We start from the raw sequence: 26,558 nt of genomic DNA on the forward strand, positions 1-26,558 counted from the left end.
ATCACGAACGTTATATTTCATAAACCCATTTTACCTGAAAATCCTTGGATATTATATGGTTTTCATCAGCAGTTTCTCGATCAATCATAATCATCTACATCTGGATCTTGATCATCGATTGTTTCACCTAGCTTTTGGACAAATTGTTGGGCAGCATCATACCCCATTTGCCTTAATCTCATATTCATTGCTGCTACTTCGATAATCACCGCTAAGTTTCGCCCTGGTCGAACAGGTACAGTCAGCAGGGGCACATTGGTATCAATAATTTTCATTCGTTCCTCATCTAATCCCAGACGATCATACTGCCTATTGGCTTGCCATGTCTCGAGTTGAATCACGAAGGAGAGACGTTTTTTATTCCGCACAGCACCTGCACCAAATAGTGTCATGACATTAATGATTCCGAGGCCACGAATTTCAAGGAGATGCCTGATCAACTCCGGTGCACTCCCGATCAGCATATTCTCCTCAGCCTGTTTGATCTCCACTGCATCATCTGCTACAAGCCGATGGCCCCTCTTTACTAGCTCTAGAGCTGTCTCGCTTTTCCCAATCCCACTATCTCCCATGATGAGGACTCCCTCACCATATATATCGACTAAAACCCCATGAACCGTCGTGGTTGGAGCTAATACTTTTTCAAGATAGTTGGTTACCTTACTCGAGAAGCGAGTCGTTGCGAGCACGGTTCTCAGGAGCGGAACTCGGTGGCGTTTAGCAATATGAATTAATTCTTCCGGTATCTCCATATTTCTCGTTACACAAATACATGGTAGAAAAGGGTGACAAAAACGTTCAATACGCTGTTTCCGAACATCAGGGGACAGACTCTCGATAAAAGTTAACTCCGTCTTCCCTAAAATCTGCAAACGTTCAATCGGATGGTAAGTAAAAAAGCCAGAAAGCTCCAATCCAGGACGATACAAGTCACTTACTGTAATATTCCGGTCCAATTGCTCCTCACCACAAACAATTTCTAACTGGAAATGTTGCTGCAATTTACGGACCGACACCGTTTTCAACATACGAAATAAGCCCTTTCTGCGTCGCAAGCGACCGATCATGGATCAGTCGCTTGCTATTTTGATTCATACAACCGTCTCTTCGGTTTCTATATCGAAAATATAAGCCTGATCCATATTTACTGATAGTGTCAACTGAGAACCCAAACGATATTCAGACCGCGCTTTTACACGAGCCGTCATACTACCTTGGCCCACACCTTTCAGATAAAGGTACATCTCAGAACCTGTATTCTCTACCATCTCAATCTCCGACACAAGCACGTTTGATCGGTTTGGCGATTCTGATTCATCATAAAACGCCTCGGGGCGGATTCCGAAAGTAACATTCCTCCCAATGTATCCTTTTTCTCGCAGACGATTTGCCTTCTCCATTGGGATTCCCCATCTCACACCTTCTGTTACGAAGAAGAGTAGACCATCTTCTTCTGTAACAAATCCATCTAGTACATTCATGGCTGGAGAACCCATAAATCTAGCTACAAATAGATTTGCCGGATGATGATATAGTTCGCTGGGTGTAGCAATTTGTTGAATAACACCATCCTTCATCACCACAACGCGATCCCCCATCATCGCTTCTGTTTGATTGTGTGTTACATAGATCGTCGTGGTCCCTAAGCGTTGATGTAGCTTTCTAATCTCCGCTCGCATATGTACTCGTAATGTTTCATCTAGATTAGAGAGAGGCTCGTCTAGCAAAAACAGCTCTGGTTCACGTACCATAGCACGGCCGAGAGCTACCCTTTGATGCTGGTCACCTGAAAGTGACTTAGGTCTCTGATCTAAATAAGATTCTAACTCTAACATCTTCACCGCATTACGCACTCGCTGATTGATCTCTTTTTCATCTATTTTCTTCATTTTTAAACCAAATGCTATATTTTCATACACCGTCATATGTGGATAGAGGGCATGAGATTGAAACACCATTGCAATATTACGATCTTTAGGCTCTACATGATTCATCACGCGACCATCGATCGATACAGTTCCATCCGAAATTTCTTCTAATCCAGCCAACATACGAAGAATCGTCGACTTCCCACAGCCAGATGGCCCCACTATCACGAGAAACTCCTTATCTTGAATCTCGAGATGAAAATCTTGAATCGTTGGTTCATCAACTGAAGATTGTTTATAAATATGTTCCAGAACTACCTTGGCCATTTGGTCCGCAAGCCCCTTTTTCGCTTTTGTAGTACGCTTCTATTTTACTCTATCAAGTCCATAAAAAAAACAACGCAGATGAGCACCTAACGGGCAACATCTGCTTTCCGACGTAAGATGAACTGCATCAGCTTCACCATCATCGCATCATCAAAAACACGTAAATCATAGCCAATCTCTTCGCGAATCTTTTCTAAGCGATAGAGTAGCGTATTTCGGTGAATATATAATTTACGAGCCGTTTCACTCACATTTAGATCCTCGTCTAGAAAACATTGGATCGTCTTCATCATCTCCGCATCACTCCATAAAGGAGTCGTAGGAATCACAGCGCAAACTTGGTCTAGTTGGTGTATCTGAAGACTATGAATGAGTTCATATAAAAAAGTATTCCATGTCGTTACAATCGCTTGATCCGGATCAATCTTATATGACATTTTCTCTGCCCTTTTCATTCGATCCATCTCTTCAAACAACGTTTCGGGCGAATCTACCGTTTCTCCCACAATGATTCGTGCTTCTCCGCCCACCTCGGATCTCACAATTTCTAGAAACCCTCGAGCCTTAGAAATCAATTCACTTCGCTCCACCATACGATCCCGCTGATCCGAACCACGATCTGGTTGCATGACAATCCACTGTTCATACAAAACCTCTACAAAAAGTACATCTGGGTCTTCAAAGTAGCGGTGTAGAAGTTTCTCCCAATCTACCTCTATCTGTTCCCCATGAACCGGAGGATCGACTTGAATATAGAATAAAGACCATTTCTTTATTCTTTTAAAGAAATCGTGAGAAAGAGAACCCCGAACCCCTTGTTGCCAGAGCAAAGCGACGCTATCCGAGTTAGAACAAGTTTGAATTAATTCTTGTGATTTAGTCATTTTCTATATAGAGAGCGCCTCATGTTTCTTCTAGATACACCCGCTCTCTCTCCTTTCTCTCACATTACTCTACCAAATAGCCTACCATTTCCGGCATCATTCACATATATATTCACTCATACCAATACCGCAAAACATATGGGAAATCCTGCTATATTATCCTGTTTTCTTGAAACAAAAATCAGATTTCACTATGGGTCTCTTATATATTTCTATCATATTAATATGAACAAAATGTGAAATTACCAAAATCACGCCAATTTAGGACACAAAAATCGAGTTTATTTCGATATAGAATATAGAACTAATTATTTTGGTTACATAGGAGATGATTTGAATCATGGCACGTATGACAAAGCCATTCGCAGTACTTGCGACACTAGCACTTTCTGTAACTGCTTTCCAAGGGGTCGTAGCAGCTGAAGATACCAAACCAGCTAATACCCCGGCTGCCCCTGCTACTGCAGAACAAAAACCAGCTGATACAAAAGTGGAAGGTACAACTGAAACGAAGGTTGAGGACAAAAAAGCTGACGGCAAAACCGATGCTAAAGTCGAAGATAAAAAAGCAACTGATGGCAAGACCACTACTACTCCAGCCGCTGAGAAAGGCAAAGTAGCTGATAAAAAAGAAGTAAAACAAGTGGAGATCGTGGTAACTCAAACGGAATCAGTACTAAAAGCGGAACTTAAGGGCGTTAAAGAAGCAAAAGGTACTTGGAAGTTTTTAGCTGGTACAACAGAGATCATCTCCAAACAAGGCGGAACTTCTTTTGAAGTTGACTTCTCAAAACCAGAAATCACAAAAAAACTCATTGACGCGGGTGCTGATTATGGCGTAATCCAGTTCGAAGGAACTTCTAATGGAACACCTATCAAAGGACAAATTAAAGAGAATTTTGCACAAGAGGTTGATTCAAAAGCCTCAGTGAAAAACAATACTCTTACTGTAACTTCCAAGATAAATGATGCTAAAAAAGCAAAAGGTACGTGGGTTGCTTTAGTAAGCAGAAGCATGGACTTTAGCGAAAAAAATATTGTGGTTCATGACATGATTGAAAACGGTGGTCTCTCCAGTAAGTTTACCTTCAAAGATTTAAAGCCTGGTACTTACTATGTACTTGTCGTTTTTGAGGGTACTGTTGACGGTAAAGAGAGAGAAACCGGTAATATCCTTAGAGTTGTTGTCAAGAAAGAAGGCAAAACTGGTTCTGATAAGGACACTACTGTAGAAGCTACTCCAGTTCAAAAGCCTGTTACAAAACAAGAAACGAAAAAAGCAGTTGAAGATGCCAAAGGTGGTAAACTACCAAAAACCGCTACTAGCTATCCAATCGCTACTGTTGCGGGTGCAGCAGTTCTAATGGTGGGTGCAGGTCTCTTCTTCGTAGCACGTCGTCGTAAACAAAAACAACAATAATCTTGGTTATTGGTAAGTAGAAAGAAAGCATACCTATTGTGGGTATGCTTTCTTTCTATAAATGTGAATCAAGAAAATTGCCTTTTCCTACACTAGACAATCAACATAAAACTACATACCATTGAAATGAAGGAGTGGACATCATTCGAATACTATCTTGGTTATTAATCATAGCAGGAACGGTCGTTCTTGGGTGGAACGCATATAATTGGTGGAGTGAAAGTGCTTCATCTATACCTTATGATGAAGCTGTAATGAATAAAGTTGATAAAAAGGGAGACGATACATCCCCACAACCAGCTCTTGCGAAAGGGGTCTCATCTGCCCTCAAACATAATAGAGGAGATATGATCGCTACATTAAGCGTTCCCCGTTTAAAAAAGAATCTTGAAGTTGTGTATGGTGCAGACTCCGATTCATTGACCAAAGGCGTCGGGAGCTATATAGAAGATAACGATCCCAATACTAACGATAAAACAGTAAAGCCAGGTGAAACTGGACATGTTGTTTTATCTGGTCACCGTGATACTAAGTTCAAGGGCATGGGCGAACTAAAAGTTGGAGATCGATTAATTATTGATTATAACAATCACCATTTTATCTATCAGGTACGGAAGATGTGGGTTACATCCAAGGAAGACCGAAAGGTTATCGTAACAAAAGATAAACCAATCCTTACCTTAGTTACTTGCTATCCATTTAATATGTTAGGTAGTGCACCGAAGCGATATATTATCGAATCTGAACTAATTGAAATTCAAAATAAGTAGCGAAGCCCATTATCATAATAGGCAAAAAGGAAACCCTCATTTTAGTACAGGGGATTCCTTTTTATTATAAAATCAAACTCCTACATGTAATAAATTGGTTAGTTAAATATGAACAAAGTGTGAAACAAATTACATTTACTCCTTTTATGACACAAAAAAAGAAAAGTGTTTCGATATAAAATATGTAGAACTCATTTTATACATCATTCTAGGAGATGACTATTTATGGCACGTATGACAAAACCGTATGCAGTACTTGCAACACTAGCCCTTTCTGTTACCGCTTTTCAAGGCGTTGTAGCAGCAGAAGAACCAAAAGCCCCTATCACCCCGGCTACAGAGCAGAAAACTACAGCTCCGGAAGTCAAAGTAGAAGTGAAAGCGGAAGATACAAAAAGTACGGAAGCAGAAAAGCAAGCAGAAGTGAAACCAGAGGACAAAAAAGCAACCGAGACTGGTAACAAAACAGATGAGAAAACAACTGAAAAAGCTGACAGTACAGCAGGTGGGAAGACTGATGGGAAACCAGGTGAAACATCACCTAATACCAACCCTTCAACACCTGGAACAAGTAAGCCAGTTGATAAAAAAGAAGATGAAGCGAAAGGTCCTTCGCTACATGCAAAAGCTTCATTTAAAAATGGCACTCTTACAGTAATCGCCTCTGTTGCAAATGCAAAACATATTAAAGGTCTTTGGTACGCAGATGGATATAAACCAGGTTCAGAAAAAGTAGAGTTTACATCTGAAAAACAAAGTAAAAACGGCTTCACTCAAACCTTCACATTTAAAAATGTAAAACCGGGTGTCTATCATGTGGCTGTAGGCTTTATTGGGACCATAGACGATTTAGAAGTAGGTAACGACGAGGACTTCGTTGTACTAAAAATCGATACAAGAAAGGGTGGAGCTACAAAACCAGTAGAAAATAAGACAACTGTTAAAGCTTCAGCTAAAAAAGAAGCTACTGCAGAGAAAGCTACCACTGACAAAAAAGAAGCCAAAAAAACTACTACAAACGGCCAAGGTGGTACACTGCCAAAAACCGCTACTAACTATCCAATCGCTACTGTTGCGGGTGCGGCTGTTCTAATGGCGGGTGCCGGGCTCTTCCTCGTCGCACGTCGTCGTAAACAGAATCAATCTTAGTCACAAACAGAAAAACAGGATTCCTCACTCAACGTGGGAATCCTGTTTTAATTCAATCTAGTATGAGTCCAATGACCCAAGAAGTCATACTGATAATCAACGATGCAATGATCGCAGAAATAAAGCTTTGAATCTCAAATCCATCGACTAAAAATGCGGTTAAATATAACATTCCTACATTTATTAACAAGGTAAACAAGCCTAGTGTTACGACTTGAATGGGTAACGATAAGAATGAGATAATGGGACGAATAAGGAGATTAACCAGTCCCAAAACGATAGCCACCGCTAATGCGGTTCCTGCTCCATTAACGCTGATACCAGGCACATAGTGGGCGATAAGGAAGATTACAACGGCATTTAATAAAAGCCGGAAAATCCAAGTCATAGTACATACCCCATTTCGTAAATACTTTATCTTTCTTATACCCTTTCTGATACAAAACAAGCTTATAAGGTATAGTTTTAAGGAAAAAGCAGATTCTATATTGAAGTATGCTTCTTCTTTTTCCTACTTTTATGTTACTCTCTAATAATAAATGTTTCCATACTTAAAGTCGATTATGAGGTGAACGATTATGCAATTAGGAATGATTGGTCTCGGTAAGATGGGTTTCAACTTAGTACGAAATATGTTAAGTCATCGTCATGAAGTGATTGCGTACGATGTATCGCCAGAGCCTGCAAAGGAGTTAGCAAGCTACGGAGCCATCCCAGCTGCTACCATTGAAGAGCTGGTAGGCAAACTTCATAAACCACGCACGGTCTGGATGATGGTGCCTGCAGGTAAAATTGTGGATCAGGTGATTGATCAAGTGACTCCTCATCTAGAACCCGGTGATATCGTGATCGATGGAGGAAATTCCCACTATAAAGACACCCTTGCAAGAGGTGAAAGGCTCCAAGCCCAAGGCATTCATTATATGGATGCCGGTACATCTGGGGGTACTTCTGGCGCTCTAGAAGGTGGCTGTTTCATGATTGGGGGTTCTCCAGAAGCATGGGAGCATGTGAAAGATATGTTCCACGATTTGTCGGTCGAAAAAGGGTACCTATATACCGGAAAAGTAGGTAGTGGGCACTTCCTTAAGATGATACATAACGGAATTGAGTACGGCATGATGCAAGCCATCGCGGAAGGCTTTGAAATTCTAGACAAAAGCCAGTTTGATTATAACTTTGAAGAAGTATCACGAGTATGGGCCAATGGTTCTGTCATCCGTGGCTGGCTAATGGACCTTATGGAAAATGCCTTCTCCAAAGATCCGAAACTAGATCAAATCCGTGGTGTGATGAATGCTTCCGGTGAAGGCCAATGGACCGTTGAAACCGCCCTTGATCTCAAAGCAAATGCCCCAGTCATCGCCCTATCCATGTTCATGCGCTTCCGCTCGCTTGAAGATGATACCTTCCACGGAAAAGTAGTCGCCGCTCTACGTAACGAGTTCGGCGGTCATGCAGTAGTCAAAAAGTAGATGAATCTAATACTATACCCCTACGATCAAGATTGATCATAGGGGTATGTTTGTTCAAATTTTGAACTGTGGGCAGATACATGCCCCGGACTAACTCAATCAAGCACTCTCACGATAACGTAACCGCAGTCTCTTCTCGCGTAGCCCGATCTTTTTTCTCCTGCTCCATCCGCTCTCGATCTCGTCTCAATATCGGCTCTAGATATTGCCCAGTGTAGGATCCTTTCACCTTCACTACTTCCTCAGGAGTCCCTTTAGCGATAATCTTTCCGCCTCCGTTTCCTCCCTCTGGACCTAGGTCAATAATATAATCAGCTGTTTTAATCACATCCAGATTATGCTCAATAACAAGTACGGAATCCCCATTTTGACAGAGTCGTTGGAGCACAACCAGCAAGCGAGCAATATCATCAATATGAAGTCCTGTTGTAGGTTCATCTAAGATATACAAGGTTCGTCCTGTGCTCCGTTTGTACAACTCAGAAGCGAGTTTCACCCGCTGTGCTTCCCCACCCGATAAGGTAGTAGCTGGCTGTCCAAGCTTCATATAACCCAAGCCCACATCAAACAACGTTTGTAACTTTCGCTTGATACGGGGGATATTCTCAAAGAAAGCAAGCGCATCTTCGATGGTCATATCGAGGATGTCGGAAACATTTTTCCCTTTATACTTGATCTCTAGCGTATCGCGATTATAGCGTTTCCCTTTACATTCTTCACACGGAACGTAGACATCAGGCAAGAAATGCATCTCAATTTTAATAATCCCATCCCCACGACAAGCTTCACAACGTCCACCTTTCACATTAAAACTAAATCGTCCTTTCTGATAACCACGCACTTTCGCCTCTTGTGTGGCCGAAAAGACATCACGTACGTCATCGAACACACCAGTGTACGTAGCTGGATTGCTCCGCGGGGTACGACCGATAGGCGATTGGTCGATATTAATTACTTTATCCAACTGCTTTAAACCAATAATTTGTTTATACTGACCCGGAACAACCCTAGAACGATGCAACTCGCGTGACAACGATTTTAGCAAGATCTCATTGATTAAGGTACTTTTTCCAGAGCCAGAGACCCCTGTCACTGCAGTAAACACACCGAGTGGGATTTTCACGGAAACATTACGCAAATTATTTTCACTTGCTCCCTTTATCTCTAACCACTTCTCACTCGTCTTTCTACGCTCTTCTGGCAAGGAGATAAACTTGCGACCACTTAAATAGGCACCTGTCAAAGACTCAGGATTCGCCATTACTTCTTGGGGAGTCCCCTCAGCGGTTACCACACCCCCGTGTACGCCAGCACCCGGTCCAATATCAAGGATATAATCAGCGGCTAGCATCGTATCTTCGTCATGCTCCACCACAATCAGCGTATTGCCTAGATCACGCATCCTTTTTAAGGTTTCAATCAAGCGAGTATTGTCTCGTTGATGCAGTCCGATACTAGGTTCATCGAGAATATAGAGGACTCCCATTAAACTGGAACCGATCTGAGTAGCCAGTCGAATCCGTTGGGCCTCTCCACCTGATAAGGTCCCCGCCGCACGATTCAAGGTTAAATAAGTTAATCCCACATTAACCAAGAAACCAAGACGGTCCTTGATTTCTTTCATTACTTGACGAGCGATCTGTGTATCTTTCTCAGATAATTGGAGTTGATCAAAGAACTCCCACGCATCGGCGATCGATAAAGAGCCTACAAAATGAATATTCTCTCCACCAACCGTTACATGAAGAATCTCCTGACGAAGACGTGCACCCTTACAGGTTGGACAAGGCTTTGTCGTCATATAAGACTCTAGCTGCTCTCTTACCATCTCAGAACTCGTCTCTCGATAACGGCGCTGCATATTGGTAATAACACCTTCAAAACGAGCATCCATTTCCCGGGACATGCCCATATCATTTTGATAGAGAAAACGAAATTTTTCTTTTGATCCGTACAAGACTATGTCTTGATGCTTTTTACTCAATTTCTCAAAACCAGTATCCATATCGATCCCAAATGCCTCACACGCCGCTGTCAACAACTTCTCATAATAAGAGTTAGGGGAGGAAAACCAAGGTTCAATCGCCCCCTCGCGCAAGGACAAAGAACGATCTGGAATCATAAGATCAGGATCAATCTCCATTCGATTCCCCAGACCATCGCAAGTAGCACAAGCACCAAAAGGGCTGTTAAAAGAAAACATTCTAGGCGATAACTCATCCATACTAAATCCACAAATCGGACAAGCCAGATTCTGACTAAACATTAATTCCTCGCCATCTATCACATCAATGAGTACTTCTCCATCTGATAATTGAAGCGCCGTCTCAATAGAATCTGTTAACCTTGTTTCAATGCCTTCTTTGATCACAATCCGATCCACAACCACTTCAATCGAGTGCTTTTTGTTTTTTTCCAGTTGAATTTCCTCGGAAATCTCCATTAGCTCTCCATTCACTCGTACCCGTACAAACCCCTGACGTCCTATCTCTTGCAGAAGTTTAACGTGCTCACCTTTACGCCCCTTTACAATCGGTGCCAAAATTTGAATCCGAGTCCGCTCAGCCAATTCCATGATTCGATCCACCATCATCGGTACAGTTTGTGATGCAATCTCAATACCATGTGCGGGACAATGAGGATGCCCAACACGAGCAAAGAGAAGCCGTAGATAGTCGTAAATCTCCGTCACAGTCCCTACTGTAGAGCGGGGATTGCGGCTCGTCGTTTTCTGATCAATCGAGATGGCTGGCGAGAGACCTTCAATCGCCTCGACATCTGGTTTATCCATCTGCCCGAGAAATTGACGAGCATAAGCAGACAACGACTCGACATAGCGACGTTGTCCTTCTGCATAAATCGTATCAAATGCCAACGATGACTTTCCTGAACCACTTAAACCGGTTAAAACCACAAATTGATCACGTGGGATGGTAACATCGATATTTTTGAGGTTATGCACCTTCGCCCCACGGATTACGATAGAATCTTGAGCCATATGCGTGTTATACTCCCTCTGCTTTTAATTCAATCAGCAAGTCACGCAATTCTGCCGCTCTTTCGAATTGCAGTTCCTTTGCCGCCTTTTTCATCTCATACTCTGTCTGTTCAATCAGTTTCACTCGATCCGCTTTCGATAGCTTTTTGCCCGTTTTACTGGTAGCATATGTCTCTTCACTCTCTGCCACTTTCGTCGCTTCAATGACTTCACGAATCTTCTTCTGAATCGTCGTCGGTGTAACGCCATGCTCTTCGTTATAAGCCATCTGAATGGAACGACGACGCTCAGTCTCTCGGATCGCGACATCCATCGATCGGGTTATTTTGTCTGCATACATAATCACTTCACCATTTGAATTACGCGCTGCTCGGCCGATCGTCTGAATAAGTGACTTCTCTGCACGAAGGAATCCCTCTTTATCTGCATCAAGAATCGCGACTAACGAAACCTCTGGTAAATCTAAGCCTTCCCGTAATAAATTAATCCCAATCAGTACATCAAATACCCCCACACGAAGGTCTCGTAAAATCGCCATTCGTTCAATCGTTTTAATATCCGAATGAAGATATCGCACCTTAATCCCGATCTCTTTAAGATAGTCTGTTAAATCCTCTGACATCTTCTTAGTAAGCGTCGTAACCAACACACGTTCATTTCGTTTGATTCGTTTGTGAATCTCACCAATTAAGTGATCAATCTGCCCCTTAATCGGTTGAATATGGATCACAGGATCAAGGAGTCCTGTCGGGCGAATGATCTGTTCGATTACTTCAGGAGCTTTCTCAAGCTCATATCCGCCTGGAGTAGCGGAAACAAAAATCAATTGATGAATCTTCTGCTCAAACTCTGCAAATTTCAAAGGTCGATTATCTTTAGCAGATGGTAAACGGAAGCCGTGATCCACCAATACACCTTTTCGTGCTTGGTCACCGTTATACATAGCATTAATTTGTGGGATGGAAACATGAGACTCGTCCACCACAATTAAAAAATCATCTGGAAAAAAATCGATCAATGTATATGGCGCTTCACCGGGTTGATTCCCTATTAAATGGCGAGAGTAGTTCTCGATCCCCGAACAGAAACCGATCTCTCTCATCATCTCAATATCGTAACGAGTACGTTGTTCCAGTCTTTGTGCTTCTAATAGTTTGTTATCAGCTCGGAATTCTTCCAACCTGATCTCCAGCTCTTCTTGTATTGTTTGAATCGCTCGTTCCATCACTTCAACACTGGTTACATAGTGAGAAGCCGGAAAAATCGCTACATGCTCACGATCTCCTATAATTTCTCCTGTAAGAACATCAATTTCACGAATGCGCTCAATCTCATCACCAAAGAATTCGACACGGACTGCTTGTTCACTCTTTGAAACTGGGAAAATCTCAATCACATCGCCTCTGACACGAAAACTCCCCCGTGTAAAGTTGATATCATTTCGCTCATATTGAATATCCACAAGTTTGCGCAAAATCTCGTTGCGCTCCCGCTCCATTCCCACACGAAGCGACAACACTAAATCTCCGTATTCCTTAGGGGACCCCAAGCCATAAATACAGGAAACACTTGCCACGATAATTACATCTTGGCGCTCAAATAAAGCACTCGTAGCAGAGTGGCGTAATTTATCTATCTCATCATTAATGGAGGAATCCTTCTCGATAAAAGTATCCGTCGAAGGAACATATGCTTCAGGCTGATAATAATCGTAATAACTTACAAAATACTCGACAGCGTTATTTGGAAAGAACTCTTTTAGCTCTCCACATAACTGGGCCGCGAGTGTCTTATTATGGGCAATTACCAGTGTTGGTTTGTTCACACGAGCTATGGTCTGAGCAATCGTAAACGTCTTCCCCGTCCCAGTCGCTCCTAATAGCGTTTGAAACTTCTTGCCAGATTGAATCCCTTCTGTCAACTGTTCAATCGCGCGAGGTTGATCTCCTTGCGGTTTATATTCTGACACAAGTTGGAATACATTCTCTTGCATGGTAGTCACCCCCATTTCCAGATATCACAAAAAAATTATATCATAATTCATATAGATACGAACATAAGTTCTTTAATCTCTTTACAATCATTCTCTAATATATACTATTTCATACTGAAAGAAGTAAAAAACGTTAGGAGCACACTTCTCCTAACGTACACGATATAAATAACTCTTACGCACCTGTACTCATCTGCTCTTCCATTTCATGTCTAACCATCTCATCTCTTGGCCCATCTTAACCGATGCCGGTATGGCCCCAATCATACCTAGATGCTTCGGTGTATCCTCATAAATCGCTGTATGCAGAATCTGAAAATCATTACGCTCATCTAGTAATTCAAACTTACTATAGGCAGAAGTCGCCAGTGCACTTTCCATATCATCCATCGTATTCACACAAATTCCGTTTACCTTTTGAATCGTATATCCAGGTCGGATCCCCATCTCCGCAGCAGGGGTCTCCGGTACCACAGCTAGCACCTTCACTCCCCGTTCATCCGATACAAATACAGGCTCTTTTCGTTTCTCTCTATACTTTTCAATTAAATAGATGCATTCATGACCAACCAGCGTTAAGATGGATGCGATCCAGATAAAAGGTTGCCATTGCAGGGAAATCCAACTACTTACAAATAACAAGGCAGAAAGCATCAAGACATATGTAGACGTTAACCTCTGCTGACGTGCTAACGATTTTGTGCAATTATTACTAGCAAAGCTAAGGGAAATCGGTAATGGTAACCAACCACTTGAGGTTTGAATCATGGAAAATAGGGTCCACACACGACTTAAGAGGTATCCACTTACCACTTGTCCATGATTCTGTTTGATCTCAACGGGAAGCATACCTCGATTCCCTTCTAACCGAATAAGCACCCACTCTATTAGTTGTGCACTTGCAACAATCATGATCCAATCTAAGACTGCAAAAGTTCGAATTGGCTCTAACCATAATTCATATTCAGCCGCCAAGCGGAACTCAGGATTCGCCGCGAGGACCAAGCTTATCACTGACAACAAACCAACCGCATAAGAAAAACCTGCAAAACGAAAACGGAGTAGCGAAACAGCGAAACATACACACCATACATATACAATCTGCTGGGCTGTAATATCAAAAGAAAATGACGTCCAAGCAAGGGAAGCTACAAAACCCCATCCAATCCCAATTAAGCAAGTGCGCAATAACAAACGGATTGGAGATTCAATTGTTCTTCCATATAAGCGATATTCACGCCACACAAGAGAGAAAACGTGAATGAATGGTAATAAAAAAGCAATCAACCACCACGGCTGTTCCCACATCTGAAGCCAAACCAACCCAACATCTCCAACCGACTGTAAAACATCCATTCCGTATTGCAACCAGACCGACCAATCCATGAGACTTCGCCCCCCACCTCAAAAAAAATTACCCCCAAAAAATATAGCTAAGGGGGTAATTTCGACGAGATTTCCATAAAATCCTTTTTATGACATCACTTCATATTCTTTTTTACTGTTTGAACAGCAACTTGTAGCTGAGCATCTTGCTTTGGATCTTGTAAATGCTCACGAAACTTGTTCAGTAGCTTCTCGGCCGTATTTTTATCAATCACACCTGAGGCAGATAAACTATTCGCCCTTTGGAATGCTGTCACTGAGGTCTCTGTTTTACTATCAAAGTAGCCATCTACTCTTCCAGGTGCAAAGCCGAGAGCATCCAACATCAACTGAGCATTTTTCACTTGCAGATCATTGGAATCCTTTTTCCATGGTGTCTCCGCATTAATTGGACCTGCCGCTGTGTATGCAGGAGGTTTTACTTCGATATCTGGCTTAATTCCTTTCGTTCCTCCATGTTGGTCCACCCAGTTTCCATTCGGTGTAAGCCATTTCGCAACTGTGATTTTCAGATTGCTAGAATCCGCTAAATCGATCGCTGTCTGTACGGTACCTTTACCAAAAGTAGTTTCCCCGATTAACGGAACCCCTGCACTCTCTTTTAAGGCACCCGCTAAGATCTCAGAAGCACTTGCGCTCCCTTTATTAATCAACATGGCAATAGGGTATGGTTTTCCTTCTGATACTTTGGAAGGAAATTTCTTTTTCGATCCATCTTTGGCTTCTACTTGCAAAATCGCTTTCTTACCGGGAACGAGTTGTTCTGCCATCTGCTGAACAGCTGGAAGTAATCCACCTGGATTTTGACGTACATCAATGATAAGCCCCTTCATACCATCTTTCTCCAAGCTAGCAATACTCTTTAAAAATTCGTCTGCTGTATCCTTCGAAAACTGCGTAACTTGAACATATCCAACCTGGTCAGGTAACATCTTCCCGTGTACAGTGATCAAGGGAATCTCATCACGTACTACATTTATTTTTTGAACGGTAGATACACCTGGACGGAGGATTTCGATAGCTACCTTGGAACCTTTCGGGCCTCGTATTTTCGAAACAGCCTCTTTCACACTTAAACCTTCCATACTGGTCTCATTTACACGTAGAATCTGATCATCCGGGCGAATCCCGGCACGCTCAGCAGGAGATCCCTTAATAGGCGATACGACTGTTAGGCGACCATTTTTAATCGTAACTTCTGCACCTATGCCAGAAAAAGAGGAATCCAAGTCTTGTAGAAACTCTTTTGCCTCCGTTTGGTTCATATAATCGGAGTAAGGATCACCTAGAGCTTGAACCATTCCTTTCAAAGCACCATCAATCAACTTATCATCCGCCACATCACGCACATACCGTTCTTTAATGATGCGATATGCTTCATCCATTTTAGCCTGATATGGGGTACTGTTTTTCCCGCTAGTCTGAACAAGTGATCCCTTTCCCCATGGGGTCATCATCACTGCTGACGTAACCACCCCACCTACTAGCATCGAGCCAGCCATTAAAAGTGCAACTGTCTTTTTTCTAAACTCCACGTTCGCTTCACCCTCATTCATCTGCGTTGCCGCTAAACTTGTCTCATAAAACATATGTTATCAAAAAACAAAATAGTCTTCGAGTTAGGAAAAGGTTTGAAACCTTACAAATCCTATCCATTCCTAGGAAAAAACGACTACTACAAATTTATAATGTAATAGTCGCTCTATCTTACTGAAGAGGCGGTAACCACGAGCGTGGATTCACAGCGCCTTCCTTATTTACATTCCCTACTCGTACTTCAAAATGAAGGTGAGGGCCAGTTCCAATACCATTATTCCCTACTGAGGAAATACGCTCTCCCCTCTTAACAGGGTCCCCAATCAGCTTCGTGATAACTTGTTGGGAAAAACTATGTGCATACGCACTATAGATCGCTCTTCCATCTTTATGGCCATGATAGATTACAATCAGCCAGCCATATCCACTAGAAGGTTTACTAGCTACTACCACGCCATCTGCCACTGCATTGATTGGTTTTCCATAAGGGGCATCTATATCTAATCCATCATGCCTACTCCGTTTCTTCGTAACCGGATGGATTCGTACTCCAAATTCAGAATTCACCTTAGTACAACTATCACACGGTAAACTCATCGGGCCTGTAAAAGGGAAATTCAACTTACCACTCCGTAATAAATCTTGATTAATTTCAATGATCTCATCTTCATAATGCTCTAATTCCTGATCGTACCCATCTACTTTATTTTGGCTCACTTTTTGTTTCTCACGCAATTGATCTTTGGCCAGACCAATCTTCTTCATTTCTCCCCCTAATTCATCCTGAATCCCCTGAAGCTCTTTCTTTTTTTGCTTCACTTGATCTGTTGCTTTTTTGTAGTGTTGGAAGTCCTCAACCATAAAGTCCATCACAGACTTCAATAGGTCAAATTGCTCTGTGAACTCACGAACCCCATCAGATTGCAACAAATTCGCCAGTGGACTATCTAAGTATCCTTCTTCATATAAGCCCTTCGTAGCGGTTACTACTTTCTTCATAGCGGCAGCCTCTTGCTCTCTGGCTTTCACTAACTCCTGCTCAGCGGATTCAAATGTTTGGCCTAATTCATCCATCTTTTTTTGATATCCAGCAATTTCGGACTCAATCTGAGTGATTTGTCCATTTATATCATTTAACTTACTCTGTTCTTCTTTTTTCTTATTGGTAAGGTCATCTACCTTCTTTTTCGTGTCCGCTTGTGACTCTGCATAGGTTGTAACAGCTGGTGTCGTAGTTACTTGTAGAACTAGCATTGCGATAAATAAACGCTTCCACATACGCATAGATGTTGGATCTCCTAACGTTTAGGTATATGAAATGAATCTACTAAAAGTAAAAAGTTTGAACCATCTTGCTAGTGAATCTACTATTTTCATCCGATAACAAGATGGTTCAAATTTTATATCCCTTACGACCCATCGCTTATCTTAGGTAACTTAATGGATTGACGGGAGTAGAGCCTTTATGAACTTCAAAGTGTAAATGTGGACCTGATGAGCGTCCCTCATTACCTGAGTAAGCAATCAATTGACCTTTTTGTACACTTTGACCCACACTTACCGTAATGCCAGAGCGCTTCATATGTGCATATAAAGTTGATATATTATTTCCATGGGCAATGACTACATAGTTCCCATACCCACCTGGATTTGATTTGACTAATACCACTCTTCCCGAATCAGCTGCATAGATGGGTGTTCCTATTGGGGTGCGAAAGTCAATCCCTTCATGCATACGACCACCACGCGGACCAAAACCCGAACTAACACTACGGGTTTTCATCGGCCAACCAAGTTGACCTGAACCAGCTGGACCATCATAAAATTGAGTTGCTTGTTGAACCTGTTTATTTTTCTCAGCGATTTCTTCCTTCGCAACCTCTTCATCCTCTTTTAACTTCTCTACGTCTTTCTTTAACTTCTCTTGTTCCTTGACCAACTCTTCATATTTCTTCTTTGCCTCTTCGACTAGTGGCTTTTGTGCCTCAAGCTTGGTTTTCATCTCTGCCTGCTGGCCTTCCAGTTTTTTCTTCGAAGTAAGGTAGCGTTTAATCTGATCGTTTTGTGCATCTAGTACAAAACGAGTCTGATCTAGCTTCTCAAAGAAGTTACCAAAGTCTACAGAGGAGAGTAATTGTTTAAAGAAGCTATATTCGCCTGATTCGTACATCTGACGAACCTGTCCTTCTAGTGATTCTTTAGACCTATTCATTTTCTGCTCTTCTAATTGGATGCTCTTATTTAAATCATTTAGGTCGGTATCCAGTTTCACAATGTCTTTCTCTAAAGCTTCCAAGCTCTTTTTTTTCTCTTCCATATCTTTGGAAGCGTCCTTCAATTCATTTGTTGCTTTCTCTTTTTCCTTTTGAATCTTGTCTAACTTTACAGAAGGATCAGGCTTTGTTGCATATACACCCTGAACAGCAAATGTCGAAAAGACAAGGCTTAGTGAAAACATACTGATTATGATCTGTTTCTTCATTCTAGCTCCTCTCCCTTTCACGCTGCTTTTCTATTCTATCTCTCTGAAGAAAAGGGGAATGGTTATCATTATTGAAGATAACTCGTTGGATTTACTGCATGATTCGCACCTGCATATACTTCGAAATGAAGATGGGCACCCGTTACTTGACCGTTTGCACCTACTGAGGTAACCTGCTGACCCTTGGTTACCTGTTCTCCCACTCTAACTTTAATTTGATTTGGGTAACTATGGGCGTACCGGGTGTAAATCGGAACCCCACTCTTATGACCGTGATAGATCGTCAACAACCAACCATATCCACCCGATGCTTTGCTCGAAACAACAACTCCATCTGCAGCAGCATAGATCGGCGTGCCCGTCGGACTCGGATAATCGACACCTTGGTGCATGATATATCTACCGTAGATCGGATGCTTCCGTAATCCAAATGGAGAATTCATTCTCGCATTAATTGGGCTCTTTAGTGGCCCTGTATAAGAGAAGTTTAGTTTACCACTCGCAATAAGTGCTTTGTTTACATCAATCATTTCTTCTGCATACTGTTCAATGATCTTATTTGCTTCTGTTAAAGCACTATTATCTTTCTTTTTCGCTTCTACTAGGTCTAAATATAGCTGTTTCGCTTTATCGACTTCCTGTTGTTGAAGGTTTTGCCTAGCAACGAGATCATCTCTTTGTTTCTTAACTTGATTTCGAGCCTCTTTTATCTTGTTAACCAAGTCATGCTTGCGGTCCGCAATCAGTTGAACCGTATCAAGATTCACGATAAAATCATCAAAACCTTTTGATTGTAGAAGCATAGCAAGTGGTGAAAAAACTCCTTCTTCATACATGTTAGATACTAAATCAGCGTACTGAGATTCCATATTGTTTAACGCAGTTGTTTCCCGATCCAGTTTGTCCTCAATGGGGGTAATTTCCATTTGAATCTCATCAATTTTTCCCTCGATTTGCTCCATCTTCTGTTCAAATTCTTTTAACTGAGTATCCTTCGCATCAATTTGAGATTGCAGCTTATTTTTTTCATCTTGAGCATCTTTAAATTTTTCTTGTATCTTACTAGAACTCTCGGCAGATACCTGAACGGATAGTAGAATCAACGCGATGAAAACAGAAGCGGAAGACAAAGTGATCCATGATCGTTTCTTCAAAAGAGATGTCCCTCCTAATATCTTAAAAGGAGAATCGTACAATACAAAAACTTCTTAACCCTCTAAATTTTATCTTGATACATACCTCGATGGGTTTGTTGCAACGCCATTTATCATTACTTCAAAATGTAAGTGATATCCACCACGTGCTCCTCGTACATTCCCTGTATTTCCCACACCTGCAATCTGTTGACCTCTAGAAACACTTTGCCCCGGCTTCACGAGAATCGTCCCGGAGGAAATATGGGCGTAACGAGTTTGTATCCCTCCACCATGACTGATGATAATACAATTACCGTACCCTCCACCGCTTGAAACCATCGAGACCACTCCACTATCTGCAGCCAGAATCGGGGTTTTGGGAGGTGCAGCAATATCTAATCCCTTATGGCTGCCACCACGAGTACCAAACGTATCAGTAATCATGCCACCACCACCGACAGGCCATATATATCGCCCTGATCCTTTAGCAACCTTATCATGAGGAGCGATCATCGTACGATCCCGCTCACTCAGGTCCGTCTGATCCTCTGTCGCTTTCAGCGTACGGATATCTTTACCCAGTTGTGCGATCTTCTTCTCTAGCTCGTCTTGTTTTTGCTTGGTCTCTTTTAATACCTGATCCTGTTTCTCACCTAAGTCAGCTAGCTTTTTTTTCTTATCTTGAGCCATCTGTTTTATTTCTTTGAGTTCGGTTACAGCCCGTTGTTGCTCATTTAAGAAGAACATCGTAAAATCATACCGCTCTAAGAAATCATTTAGGTTATTCGCATCAAGGAGTTGTGTAAGTGGATAAAGATAGTTTTCCATATACATAGAGCGGAGGAGATTTTTCACTTTTTTCTCTTGAAGCTCTAGTTTGTACTCCGTTCCAGCTAATAGAGACGCTTGCTCGTTCATCTCTTTATAATGTTCATCGAGTTTTTGTTCCAATTGCTGTACTTCCAGATCTTGCTTTCGTGCCTCATCTTCTAGTGTCTTCTTCTCATTTTCTAGTTTGGTCTGCTGATTTTTGGACCCTTGTTTTAACTTTTCCGCAAGTACAGGACTATCGAATGTACCCATGACAGAAACACAAACAATAGCTATTGCTACTAAACGTTTATTGCCCAAAATGATCTATTCCCCTCCCTTAGATTTTCAAGAAGCGACGGATAGATAGGATCGAACCAAATACTCCAATAAAAATTCCAATTCCGAGTATCGAAACGGTTAGGTACATAGCCATGTCACCAAACCCTACCATTTGTAGCAAGTTTGTATTTTGAGAGCCACCACTTATCATCTTTACAAAACCTTGATAGACGAGGAGCAAAACCCCGATTGGAAGAACCGAACCAACAAACCCGATAAAGCCTCCTTCAATAAAAAACGGCCAACGAATAAACCAGTTACTAGCTCCTACCAGACGTTGCACTTCAATTTCGCGCCTCCGTGCAATGATGGTCAGTTTAATCGTATTGGAGATCAAAAAGGCCGCCAATACAGCTAGTCCAACCCCGAATACCAAAATGATATTTTTAAACAGCAAAACGGAATCAAGAAGCTCCTTTGCTGTGTTGCTATTCTTTACGTTTTCAATCCCCTCAAGGTCTTTAACCGATTGCTCTACTTGCTTTGACACGGAGACATTTTTCGGTGTCACTTTAATCAAGTTGGGCAAGAAATTGTTTTCCCCTTTTTGGAGAACACGTGTAAAGTCAGCATCTTTTAAGTTCTTCTTAACTTCATCTACCCCTTCATCCTTTGAGATAAAGCGAGCATCATTTACATTAGGTAAGCCTTTGATTTTGGTAGTTAACGCAGCAGCCTGCTCTTTCGTCACTTCGTCCTTCAGGACCACATTCATCGACACGTTATCTCCAACTTCATCGGTAATACTTCCTAAGTTAATCGCAAAGATCACAAACACACCAAAAATCATCAACGTTACAGCGACAGCACCAATTGCTGCAAAGCTCATCCAAGAATTCTTTACAATCCCTCGGTACGCTTCACGGAAATGGCGACGTAGGGTATCAATCTTCATAACCGTATTCGCCTCCTACTTCATCACGAACCACTATTCCCTGTTCAATGGCAATGACACGTTGACGCATGGTATTAACTATCTCTTTGTTGTGAGTAGCCATGACAACTGTCGTACCACGCATATTAATTTCTTCCAGTAAGTACATGATATCCCAAGAGTTTTCCGGATCTAAGTTACCAGTAGGCTCGTCCGCAATGATAAATCCTGGATTATTAACGATTGCTCTAGCAATCGATACCCGTTGTTGTTCTCCACCTGATAGTTGAGAAGGGAGAGCCTTCATGCGATCAGATAGACCCACAAGCTCCAGCGCTTCCTCTACCCTAGGTTGGATCTGTTTCGTTGGGACTTCGACCGCTTCCAGAGCAAAGGCCACATTATCATAAGCAGACATATGTGGTAATAACTTATAGTCTTGGAATACAACTCCGATTTTTCTGCGCAAATGAGGAATCTTCCAGTCACGAACACGTTTTACATTTACTCCGTTAATTAAAACAACTCCAGAAGTAGGCTTCTCTTCTCGATACATCAACTTGATAAAAGAACTTTTACCAGCTCCACTCGGACCTACCACATAAACAAACTCACCCGTATCAATCGTGATGTTCACACCACGAAGAGCTTCGATTCCGTTTGGATATACCTTCCACACATCATGCATTTCAATCACAGAGTCACCTTCTTACATTAATCACTTTATTTGAAATTCCATTTCTCTACAATGATCACGTATGTATCCCTACTAAATATAATAGGATTTTTGATCAATAACACTCCTATTATAGCATTCATCTACTTGTTTTCTCAGATAACATTTTTCAAAATCATGATAGATCAGACACTTAAGGTTACATAAATACGGTCCAAATGGAGAAAATACACTCCAAAGAACCTCTCTGAAACTAGTATTTAATAATTCTACTAATATCTGGAATAACCTTTAATCCATAACTTGGTTAGCCTATCAACTATCACTCTCTCTTTTTCTATCTCTCTTCATTAAGTTATCATCTATCTTTACATACATTTTCTTATGAATCAATGACAAAAATGTAGATATTATTACCACTTCTAAACAAGAAAGGGTGAGAAATATTGATCCGAACGATGGTTCTCACTAAGGAAGATAGACTCATTTTAGATGAGCCGATCCATGATATTTTGGCGAGAAGGGATTTAAGATGGTATTGGATCGACTTTTCAAAACCTACTATAGAAGAAAGGGATTCCATACATTCATTCGGCTTCCATCCTTTAGCCGTAGAGGATTGCCTACATGTAAATCAGCGCCCCAAGGTAGACTATTACGATAACTATCAATTCTATGTAATGAATGGTCTCTATCACAAAACATTAAAATCCCATGAAATCAGTGCCTTCTTAAGCCCGACTATGCTGGTTACATACCATGCCTTAGATTATGTCGAGATTGATGAAGTATGGGACTATCTTTCTTCTAACCAAGAAACACCACTGCAAGATACAAAATGGATTTTATATAGGATTATCGATAAAATGGTAGACGCTAGTTTCCCCCATCTTGAAAATATAGAAGAACAATTAAATCGTTTAGAAAGTAAGTCCTCTCGTTCCTATCAAATTCAAACATTAATGGATGAGTTATTTGTGATACGAAGAAAACTATCTCATATCCGTCACTTTGCCATCCCTATGCGGGAATTGATAGATCGTATGATTCACTCAGAAAAACAAAACCATAGTAACGAAGAACGGAGACATTACCAAGATGTCCACGATCATCTAGTAAAGCTCGCCGCCATGATTGAGGCCAGTAGAGAAATCACATCGGATATTCGGGATAACTACCTTTCGGTTAACTCAAACCGTATGAACACTGTGATGATGACCCTTACTGTCATTACAACGATCTTTATGCCCCTAACCTTTATTGCCGGAATCTACGGTATGAACTTCCAAAACATGCCTGAGCTAAAATGGCAATATGGTTATTTTCTGGTTCTGGGTGTAATGGCCATTCTGGGTTTTACTATGTATTTACTCTTTAAGAAAAAAGGATGGTTTGATGAATAAATCTACGAAAATAGCAACTCTTGTCATGACTGTCACTGTTTTCTCATCTATGATCATGACTGCTTGTCAATCAAATCAGACAAGTCCCACTGAGCCATCAGAAACTACGAAGACAACGGCTGAAACGAGTCAAAAAGACAAGACTACTCCCGATGAAAAGCAAATCCAAGCAATCCGATCCCAGTTTCAAAACGCCACCCCTGCTCATTGGGGAGAGAAAATGCCTGGAATCATCTCCAAGCTTCCCACAAGCGAAAAAGTAATTGCCCTCACTTTTGATGCGTGTGGAGGCAAACACGGAGACGGGTATGATGCGGAACTGATTCAATATTTACAAGAAAATCAGATCCCAGCGACACTCTTCTTAAATGCTCGTTGGATTGAATCCCACCCAGAGTTGACAAAGCAACTCGCTAACAATCCATTATTTGAAATCGAAAATCACGGCTCTGAACACCGTCCACTTTCTATAAACGGACGTTCTGTTTATGGAATTCAAGGAACCCAAAATCTTGATGGTATCATCCAAGAAATCATCGTCAATCATCGCCTCATTGAAAAGATGACTGGCAGAGCGCCCCGCTTTTTCCGTGCAGGCACTGCTTATTACGATGATATCGCAGTTCAGGTAGCCAAACAGTTAGATGAGCAGATCGCTGGATTCCACATTACAGGAGATGCTGGAGCTACTTTTAATCAAGTACAAGTTAAAAATGCAATGTTACAAGCGAAACCCGGATCCATCATTCTCCTACATATGAACCAACCCAGAGGCAATACAGCAGAAGGCATAAAAGAAGCGATACCCCTTCTAAAAAAGCAAGGATACCGCTTTGTAAAAATGGACCCGTATATTCCTACTCAACCTTCATAAGGGGAAACATAGATTACATATTTTTTTCGATTTTCATCCACTTCTGTCGACTGCTTTTGCCAACAACGCCCTTGAATCACATGCAATTCCGCTAGTAAAGATAGCAACACGTCCTGTGCTGAAAAATGCTTCTGTTCTTGTAAAATCGGATATTGAGTCCAATCTGGGTGAAAATGGCGAAATTCCAATTTCACCCCTTTCCAATTGGGCTCAAATACAATCCCCTTCTCCACAACCTGTTCCTCCGGATTGTGTTGTACATAAATCGAATAAATCATCCCGTCGATCTCCGTCAATGTCTGCTCGTATACCTTATGGTCTTTTACCCAGTAATCACAAGCAAAACGGAGGAGGATCTCCTCTTTGGCGATCCTCGGATAGTGAGCAATAACAGGATACTTTTTATTAGAATCATCTAAAATATACTGCAAATAATGCACGAGAAAGCTCTCCTTAATAATAGATGGAAGCTGCTAAAATTAAGCTACTAATGAGACTGATTCGCGAAGAAAAGATCGCTACAGGAACATTCCCCTTCGGAATCTCCTTAATCACGCTAAATGGAGTGATGAGATGGAAAAGATAGAATACCAATACTTGAAAGACAACCCCAATCACACCCCAAATAATGAAATCAACTATATTTTGAGCGCTTAAGATAGCCGAAGCTAAGACAATAGTCAGCCCTAAAATCTTGCCGCTCAAATCATAAGCTGCCGCTTTACCTGCTGCGACTTTACTTGCGTCATCCGTCTGAGAAGCTTCCTTAAGCAATTGAAATTCTGGGTACGGTGTGGTTACAGCAAAAACGACTATCCCTAATATTAAAATAGGGATGGAAATCCCTAAATAAGTTAAAAAATTAATAAATGCCTCCCACTGCGTCATTGACCATTAGCCCCCTTATTTATAACCAAATGGGAGATAGTAAGCTAAATTACCTGTAATCTCCCGATCCAAGCGAGTCACCAAGGCAGAAGCTTGCCCTCCCACATAAAAGCAGCCCCATAACAACTTCCCACGATAAGGGCCTTTCAGTGTCTCCACTTCCATAGTAGGTAGTTCGGCCAACTCCTGATAAATCATCATTTGGTCCCTGTATTCGTCTTCTCCATCTTTCGCAAGAATCTCACCTTCAGCCGAATATAAGGTGACTGCTCCACCTTCCCGTCCGAAGATTGGTTTTTTTACATATGGCTTTTCACCACTAAATTCATCATCTAAATAGGTCGGTAAAAAATAAGTTTCAATCACTTCATGCTCTTCAGGGGTAAAAAATTGATTTTGCTCATGCAATGACCATATAAGTGCCTGGATCGCCTTTGTCTGAGCTACGAAGGCAGATGGTGGGTTAATCATTGCCAATCGCTTTCCCGCTACTAATTGAAGAATATGTTCACCAATGGGGTAGCCCTGTTCCGTCTGATCCTTGGCAAAAAACTCACCTGCATGTAACCGATACAAAACATCGACAGAAACCCAATTTCCTTCATCCATGTAACATAGCTGATGATCCTCAAGTAAAATCCCTAATTGAGAAAGTGGGATAAAACGACCGCCAATCCCACTGTGATTCAGAAGGAATTTCGCCGTTCCCTCATCCTCTGCATGACCGCCAATTGAGGTAAACACCTTTGTATGGATACCGTATCCGGATTCTTGATAGGCTGTTACCGTTTGCTGAAAGGCTTTTGTGATATGTGCTTCCATACCGTGATTCGGGTTCTCCATTCCAAAAAAACGGCAAGCTTGTTCATTCACATAATAAGCCTCTACCACACTCGTCGGCGTATCACTATTAAATTCCATCATCTTAATACCTTGAGGAGTACATGCAAAATCAAACCTACCAATCGTAGTGATAAACGAAAGCGGTAGGGTCGTACGGCAAAACAGAAAGGCAGCATGAGGAATCCCTAGTTCACTGAGTAATGGATCAGAACCTTGTTGAAGAGCACAGGTCAGCCGTCCGTAAAGATCTCCGATGCACTGAGTTGCCACGCGAATCTCATCGACAAATGACTCTGTTATAGTCTTACACTGTCCTAAGGCATACTCTTGTCCCTGCGTGAGATCCCATGTAAATATCCCTTCCTCACGAATAGGCTGGTACATTTGTTCTCGCATTTGATTATATTTATTCATAATCTATTGT

At 41.6% G+C, this 26,558-nt stretch carries 23 protein-coding genes; 6 read left to right on the top strand and 17 right to left on the bottom strand.

Translation table 11 applies throughout. The features are described from left to right. Positions 1-80: 80 nt before the first annotated feature. From hprK to BT147_RS04390, 3 genes are all read right to left on the bottom strand, one after another. Positions 81-1,028: an HPr(Ser) kinase/phosphatase gene (gene hprK / locus BT147_RS04380; RefSeq protein WP_072331325.1), complete on the bottom strand. Its 948-nt coding sequence runs from the start codon at positions 1,026-1,028 to the stop codon at positions 81-83. Between the two features lie 63 nt (positions 1,029-1,091). Next, on the bottom strand, positions 1,092-2,195 hold the full coding sequence (locus tag BT147_RS04385) for an ABC transporter ATP-binding protein (protein ID WP_072331327.1): 1,104 nt from the start codon (positions 2,193-2,195) through the stop codon (positions 1,092-1,094). A gap of 86 nt (positions 2,196-2,281) precedes the next feature. Next, positions 2,282-3,079: a PucR family transcriptional regulator gene (locus BT147_RS04390; RefSeq protein ID WP_072331329.1), complete on the bottom strand. Its 798-nt coding sequence runs from the start codon at positions 3,077-3,079 to the stop codon at positions 2,282-2,284. A gap of 340 nt (positions 3,080-3,419) precedes the next feature. On the opposite strand from BT147_RS04390, the gene BT147_RS04395 reads away from it, so the two are divergent. The 3 genes from BT147_RS04395 (at position 3,420) to BT147_RS04405 (ending at position 6,418) form a co-directional block, all read left to right on the top strand. Further along, positions 3,420-4,499 (top strand): LPXTG cell wall anchor domain-containing protein, encoded by a 1,080-nt coding sequence (locus BT147_RS04395; protein WP_072331331.1) that lies wholly within the window; start codon positions 3,420-3,422, stop codon positions 4,497-4,499. 134 nt (positions 4,500-4,633) lie between these two features. Next, positions 4,634-5,269: a class D sortase, LPxTATN-specific gene (srtD, locus tag BT147_RS04400; RefSeq protein ID WP_083426364.1), complete on the top strand. Its 636-nt coding sequence runs from the start codon at positions 4,634-4,636 to the stop codon at positions 5,267-5,269. 225 nt (positions 5,270-5,494) lie between these two features. Continuing rightward, positions 5,495-6,418: an LPXTG cell wall anchor domain-containing protein gene (locus BT147_RS04405; protein WP_072331333.1), complete on the top strand. Its 924-nt coding sequence runs from the start codon at positions 5,495-5,497 to the stop codon at positions 6,416-6,418. Between the two features lie 52 nt (positions 6,419-6,470). Here the strand turns inward: BT147_RS04405 and BT147_RS04410 are convergent, their stop codons facing one another. Next, the gene (locus tag BT147_RS04410) at positions 6,471-6,806 is read right to left on the bottom strand and encodes a phage holin family protein (protein WP_072331335.1); all 336 of its coding nucleotides are present in this window, start codon (positions 6,804-6,806) and stop codon (positions 6,471-6,473) included. Between the two features lie 190 nt (positions 6,807-6,996). On the opposite strand from BT147_RS04410, the gene gnd reads away from it, so the two are divergent. Continuing rightward, entirely contained in the window at positions 6,997-7,893 is an 897-nt protein-coding gene (gene gnd / locus BT147_RS04415) for a phosphogluconate dehydrogenase (NAD(+)-dependent, decarboxylating) (RefSeq protein WP_072331337.1), read from the top strand. A gap of 109 nt (positions 7,894-8,002) precedes the next feature. Here the strand turns inward: gnd and uvrA are convergent, their stop codons facing one another. The 10 genes from uvrA to ftsE form a co-directional block, all read right to left on the bottom strand. After that, positions 8,003-10,891, bottom strand: a complete 2,889-nt coding sequence (uvrA, locus tag BT147_RS04420; protein WP_072331339.1) for an excinuclease ABC subunit UvrA — start codon at positions 10,889-10,891, stop codon at positions 8,003-8,005. 7 nt (positions 10,892-10,898) lie between these two features. Beyond that, on the bottom strand, positions 10,899-12,884 hold the full coding sequence (uvrB, locus tag BT147_RS04425) for an excinuclease ABC subunit UvrB (protein WP_286119051.1): 1,986 nt from the start codon (positions 12,882-12,884) through the stop codon (positions 10,899-10,901). Positions 12,885-13,073: 189 nt separating this feature from the next. Next, entirely contained in the window at positions 13,074-14,270 is a 1,197-nt protein-coding gene (locus BT147_RS04430) for a PDZ domain-containing protein (protein ID WP_072331343.1), read from the bottom strand. Between the two features lie 95 nt (positions 14,271-14,365). Continuing rightward, positions 14,366-15,805: a S41 family peptidase gene (locus tag BT147_RS04435; RefSeq protein ID WP_286119053.1), complete on the bottom strand. Its 1,440-nt coding sequence runs from the start codon at positions 15,803-15,805 to the stop codon at positions 14,366-14,368. Between the two features lie 172 nt (positions 15,806-15,977). Beyond that, positions 15,978-17,090 carry a murein hydrolase activator EnvC family protein gene (locus BT147_RS04440; protein ID WP_072331347.1) on the bottom strand — a complete coding sequence of 371 codons (1,113 nt, stop codon included), beginning with the start codon at positions 17,088-17,090 and terminating at the stop codon, positions 15,978-15,980. A gap of 139 nt (positions 17,091-17,229) precedes the next feature. Beyond that, positions 17,230-18,288: a murein hydrolase activator EnvC family protein gene (locus BT147_RS04445; protein ID WP_072331349.1), complete on the bottom strand. Its 1,059-nt coding sequence runs from the start codon at positions 18,286-18,288 to the stop codon at positions 17,230-17,232. A gap of 68 nt (positions 18,289-18,356) precedes the next feature. Next, positions 18,357-19,442 carry a peptidoglycan DD-metalloendopeptidase family protein gene (locus tag BT147_RS04450; RefSeq protein ID WP_072331351.1) on the bottom strand — a complete coding sequence of 362 codons (1,086 nt, stop codon included), beginning with the start codon at positions 19,440-19,442 and terminating at the stop codon, positions 18,357-18,359. Positions 19,443-19,511: 69 nt separating this feature from the next. Further along, positions 19,512-20,555 carry a murein hydrolase activator EnvC family protein gene (locus BT147_RS04455; RefSeq protein ID WP_072331352.1) on the bottom strand — a complete coding sequence of 348 codons (1,044 nt, stop codon included), beginning with the start codon at positions 20,553-20,555 and terminating at the stop codon, positions 19,512-19,514. A gap of 19 nt (positions 20,556-20,574) precedes the next feature. Then, positions 20,575-21,471: a permease-like cell division protein FtsX gene (gene ftsX, locus BT147_RS04460; protein ID WP_072331353.1), complete on the bottom strand. Its 897-nt coding sequence runs from the start codon at positions 21,469-21,471 to the stop codon at positions 20,575-20,577. Then, positions 21,461-22,147, bottom strand: a complete 687-nt coding sequence (gene ftsE / locus BT147_RS04465) for a cell division ATP-binding protein FtsE (protein WP_072331355.1) — start codon at positions 22,145-22,147, stop codon at positions 21,461-21,463. Before ftsE ends, ftsX begins: the two co-directional genes overlap by 11 nt. Before the next feature lie 425 nt (positions 22,148-22,572). On the opposite strand from ftsE, the gene corA reads away from it, so the two are divergent. Continuing rightward, positions 22,573-23,529, top strand: a complete 957-nt coding sequence (corA, locus tag BT147_RS04470) for a magnesium/cobalt transporter CorA (RefSeq protein ID WP_072331357.1) — start codon at positions 22,573-22,575, stop codon at positions 23,527-23,529. Beyond that, the gene (locus BT147_RS04475; RefSeq protein ID WP_072331359.1) at positions 23,522-24,403 is read left to right on the top strand and encodes a polysaccharide deacetylase family protein; all 882 of its coding nucleotides are present in this window, start codon (positions 23,522-23,524) and stop codon (positions 24,401-24,403) included. The genes corA and BT147_RS04475 overlap by 8 nt, the downstream gene beginning before the upstream one ends. Here BT147_RS04475 and BT147_RS04480 read toward each other — a convergent pair. From BT147_RS04480 to BT147_RS04490, 3 genes are read right to left on the bottom strand one after another with little or no spacing between them, the layout of a single operon-like run. After that, positions 24,391-24,843 (bottom strand): hypothetical protein, encoded by a 453-nt coding sequence (locus BT147_RS04480; RefSeq protein ID WP_072331361.1) that lies wholly within the window; start codon positions 24,841-24,843, stop codon positions 24,391-24,393. The two genes, BT147_RS04475 and BT147_RS04480, sit on opposite strands and share 13 nt — an antisense overlap. Before the next feature lie 13 nt (positions 24,844-24,856). Beyond that, positions 24,857-25,291, bottom strand: coding sequence for a DUF350 domain-containing protein (locus tag BT147_RS04485; RefSeq protein ID WP_072331363.1), 435 nt, complete (start codon positions 25,289-25,291; stop codon positions 24,857-24,859). Positions 25,292-25,306: 15 nt separating this feature from the next. After that, on the bottom strand, positions 25,307-26,548 hold the full coding sequence (locus tag BT147_RS04490) for a glutathionylspermidine synthase family protein (protein ID WP_072331365.1): 1,242 nt from the start codon (positions 26,546-26,548) through the stop codon (positions 25,307-25,309). Between the last annotated feature and the right edge of the window lie 10 nt (positions 26,549-26,558).

The organism is Thermoactinomyces sp. DSM 45891 (genome assembly GCF_900119485.1).
Taxonomy (GTDB): domain Bacteria; phylum Bacillota; class Bacilli; order Thermoactinomycetales; family Thermoactinomycetaceae; genus Baia.